This window comes from Asticcacaulis sp., from assembly GCF_027484505.1.
Taxonomy (GTDB): Bacteria; Pseudomonadota; Alphaproteobacteria; order Caulobacterales; family Caulobacteraceae; genus Asticcacaulis.
The window spans coordinates 1-3,750 of record NZ_JAIXSV010000191.1; the positions used below are offsets into that span (position 1 = coordinate 1).

The 3,750-nt window shown below is 49.5% G+C and carries 3 protein-coding genes; all 3 read left to right on the top strand.

Annotated features, from left to right (window positions below; genetic code table 11):
• Positions 1 to 514: 514 nt before the first annotated feature.
• Positions 515 to 1,801: a trypsin-like serine protease gene (locus Q0072_RS11925; RefSeq protein WP_298330308.1), complete on the top strand. Its 1,287-nt coding sequence runs from the start codon at positions 515 to 517 to the stop codon at positions 1,799 to 1,801.
• Positions 1,725 to 3,248, top strand: coding sequence for a hypothetical protein (locus tag Q0072_RS11930; RefSeq protein WP_298330310.1), 1,524 nt, complete (start codon positions 1,725 to 1,727; stop codon positions 3,246 to 3,248). Before Q0072_RS11925 ends, Q0072_RS11930 begins: the two co-directional genes overlap by 77 nt.
• 168 nt (positions 3,249 to 3,416) lie before the next feature.
• A partial coding sequence (locus Q0072_RS11935; RefSeq protein WP_298330313.1) for a hypothetical protein occupies positions 3,417 to 3,750 on the top strand: 334 nt, incomplete at its 3' end.

Sequence of the window (3,750 nt, forward strand, 5' to 3'; positions counted from 1 at the left end):
CAGTTCACCGACGAACCGGCACCCGCCAGCAGCTTCTACCACATCACCTGCGCCATCGCCGAACTGGACCGCGCGGTCACGGCGGCCCTGGCAGGGTGAAGGCCGGGGGCCATGTCAGCATTCGGAGGGGCCGGCAGCGCCTCTCCGAATGGACCGGCCCTGTGAAACATTGTGAACCGTAAAACCGCCGATGTTTCGGAGTGCCGGTGCGGCTGACTCCGAATGGTGGCGGCCAATGCAACGCTGTGAAACATAAAACGGATGGTGTTTCGGAGCGTGGATGCCGGCCGCTCCGAATGGGGCCGGCGGTGGACAGGGCTGTGGCGCTTATGGGCGGAGTATAGCACGGGTTGGGGGAAAAGTCAGCGGTTGGGGGGCTTTGCCTATTGATACAAAGATCAACCACGCTTTCAAAAATTAGGTCATTTTTTTGACATTGAAAGCCAGATATCGCGTTGATGTATAAAAAATTACAGGTATAATGATAAAGAAACATATGCCTAGGGAGGATTAAATGCGTATGTTTTTTATACTATTTTCCCTTTTTTTGATGTGTATCCCAAAAAATACCGAAGCACAGCAAGCTGACAGTGTCATTTCATCAAGTCAGTATGTCGATAGTATATCGAAATACAAATACGATTTAGGCATAGAGTATCAAAATAATAAATACATATTAGATTACCTTAAAAGCAATAATGTTAACATAAGCTACAATGATATTTTAATTAAAACAGAACAAATGAATATAAATGATCTTGAGAATTTGACAGAAGAAAAATTCAGAGATTTAATAATTAAGAAAAGAAGGAAAATTGAAGAAATTATGAAGCCGAGTGGTCCTTTGACTACGATAAATGAACTTAATAAGTTAATAAAAGATGGCAGTGTACACTGCAAATTGGATAATATATTATCAAAATCCAAGTGCAGTGAAACAATATACTACGCTGGAATCATCACTAGAATTGATATATCGTCAGATATAAGTAAAAATTGTGAGTTGGCGTCTGCTAGATTTAGAAATTTCTATGATGGAACCGATAAAATAGATGTTGAGCATGCAATTGAATACGATTTGGCATGTTTGGGTAGTTTTGTAGATCGAAAGAACGATATTTTTTCAACTTTGGATGCTGTGCCCACTATAATTAGTGACAGTGAACAAGTAAGTCAGATTCTTGATGTGGTAGGATTATTAAAATTAGATGGAGCTGTAATTTGCTCAGGACTTATTCGAAATGACAGAACATTTCTGACCGCAAAACATTGCATAAAGCAAAACAGGAATGCAAACTATACATTATCTTCGGCGTCCGGATTAATATCTGACGTACCATTGACATTTATGAGGGCAGGCGACTGGGGTGACACCGGCGTACCTATCGATTGGGCTGTTTATAAGATGCCGCCCGGTGAAAGTCTCAATATATCCCGTATCAATCTTGTAAAATACAATAAAAAACAGGATCCGTCAGAGGTGACAATTGTTGCCCCATACGCCTATTATAATCTCACTGACTATAATAAAGAAGAGAAAGTACCAAAAGTAATTTTGAGATATCCAAGAAAAGGCTTGTGTCAAGCTCTAGCAGTTTCCAACGGATGTTTGCAACTCGCATGCCAGACAGTTCGGGGATTCTCAGGAGCTCCGGTATTCTCCACCCGCTTGTCTGACGGTTCTTACAATGTTGTAGGGCTGATAAGCAGCAGCGATGGGGAAGATGCCCGATGCAGCTCATCATTGCCCATCAGCAACAGTACTTTCGCAGTTAGCGCCGAAATTCTCGACAAGCCGTAACAGAAGGAAGCTGAACATGCATATCGGTAAAATGGGGACCATGGTGATGGCCCTAACGACGGTGATGGCATTGACGCAGCCTGTTCAGGCTCAGCGCGACGAAACCATTACAACCGCGCAGATTGTCCAATTGGAGGCCTGTCCATTGACGCCGAAGGCCGTTTTGGATCTTGAACAGAAGAAGGTCGATGAGTTTTTTGGCACAGTCATCGCCTCACTTTTCGCAGGGATCGCTGGTGATCTAGTCAAATCTGGGTTCAATGCCCTTGGGGATGCCTTGGAGGCCGCGTCCAAAGAGCAAGGTATCGTTGCCGAGGGAACCACGGGGTTTCGTTTCGGTATGATCGATCCTCCTGGTGCCAAGGGACCGACCGCCGTTTTTCGCCCGACCAGCTCCTGCCTCGTGTTCTTCATTCCCGGCAAGGAAGGAACCGTTGAGGAGATGATGACCAGCAATGAGTTGTCGAAGAAAGGTGAACTGAAGTTTGGAAACAGCGACACAGAGGAAAATTTAGTAGAAATTACAAAATTATTAAATGCAGTCGGTATTAATAAAATTCCGTCTCTATATATGGAGATCCCACTCATATCTGGGCGGGAGGGTTTTTTCGCCAGACCATCTCTGATCTGGTATCGATCACCATTGAGCGGCGCGGAAAAAAGGGACCAAATGACTGCTGAACTTCACCTTCTGTTTGCAACGCCCGGGTTCGATGCCAAAGCTCCTGGAATTGGCGACGGTTTTGCCGGTGCGCGCATATCCCTGCCGTCGCTGCGGCCTGGAGATGTCCTGGGCTGGGAACAGTTGCGAAATTACCGGTCAGTCTGGCTGCCAAACAGACCAACGACCGGTCTTGTTGATAGCAGGCTGCAAGCAATGAATGCGGCCAAATCGCTTGCTGCTACACGCAAGGCTGAATTGGCGGCGGCGGCCAAGGGGCGGGCGGCGGCCCAGAGGGCCGTTGAGGCAAAGCCATCGGCTGAGACGAAGGAAGCCTTGATCGTGGCACAGGAAAACTTTAATGACGCCGATGTTGAGTTCAAAGCGGCCGTCGCGGCCTTGCCATCCAGCGAAAGCGAAAGAGCCGGTGCCACCAATGCACAGGTAAGATTTGTTCTCATCAAGGATGCAAACAAATTTGGATTGGCTTTGGCCAAGGCCTTAAAGGGCCAGGCCGAGACAGCGCAGAAGGCAGTAAAGGACGCCTTGACATCAACACCGCCGCCGCCGCCGCCGGCATGGTCGGCATCGGATACCGGCTATCTTGCCGCCATGATCGATGTGGAGACCAAGACAAAATCTTACGACGCTGCCGTTGTTTCCGGGGATGCCGATAACATTACAAAGACATCTGGTGAGTTGAGAATTGCCAAAGCGAAAGCCAATGAAGCGGCGATTTCAGCGAACAAACACATACCTTATCCGGGACTTCTGGCCGGATTGTGAAAGGTTGGAGACGCGTCGCCCGCATCAAATTGAGCCGTAGGCAACCGGCTCATCATTAAGCTGTTGCACCCCGTCGCCGACAACGTGATAGGAATTAATTCTTTACACCCATCCCCTCCCCGCCCCATACTCCCGGCATCCTTTCCCCCCTCATGTCAGGAGCCTTTTATGGATGCGTTCGGTGCGGAGGCCCTGACGGGGGCGGGGTTGGTGTTGGCGGTGACGGGGGTGATTGCGGGGGTGCGGTGGCTGGTGTCGGGCAAGGCGCGGGAGATTGATGGGTTGCCGGCACTGGTGCAGTCGCTGCGCCTGGAACTGGTGCGGGTGGGGGCACGGCTGGACCGGGCGGAGGCGGATATCGCCAATGACAAGGCGGGGCGGCGGGCCTTTGGGTCGGTGGAAATCCTGGTCACCAAGATCAGCGCCGATATCGGGCACCTGTCGCCCGACCTGCAGAAACTGTCCGACCGGCATGAACGCGGCAATCAGGAAATCTGGACCG

Bases quoted from the DNA above. Each gene is read 5' to 3' on its own strand.
- Q0072_RS11925 (WP_298330308.1), top strand. From the start codon at position 515: ATGCGTATGTTTTTTATACTATTTTCCCTTTTTTTGATGTGTATCCCA.
- Q0072_RS11930 (WP_298330310.1), top strand. From the start codon at position 1,725: ATGCCCGATGCAGCTCATCATTGCCCATCAGCAACAGTACTTTCGCAG.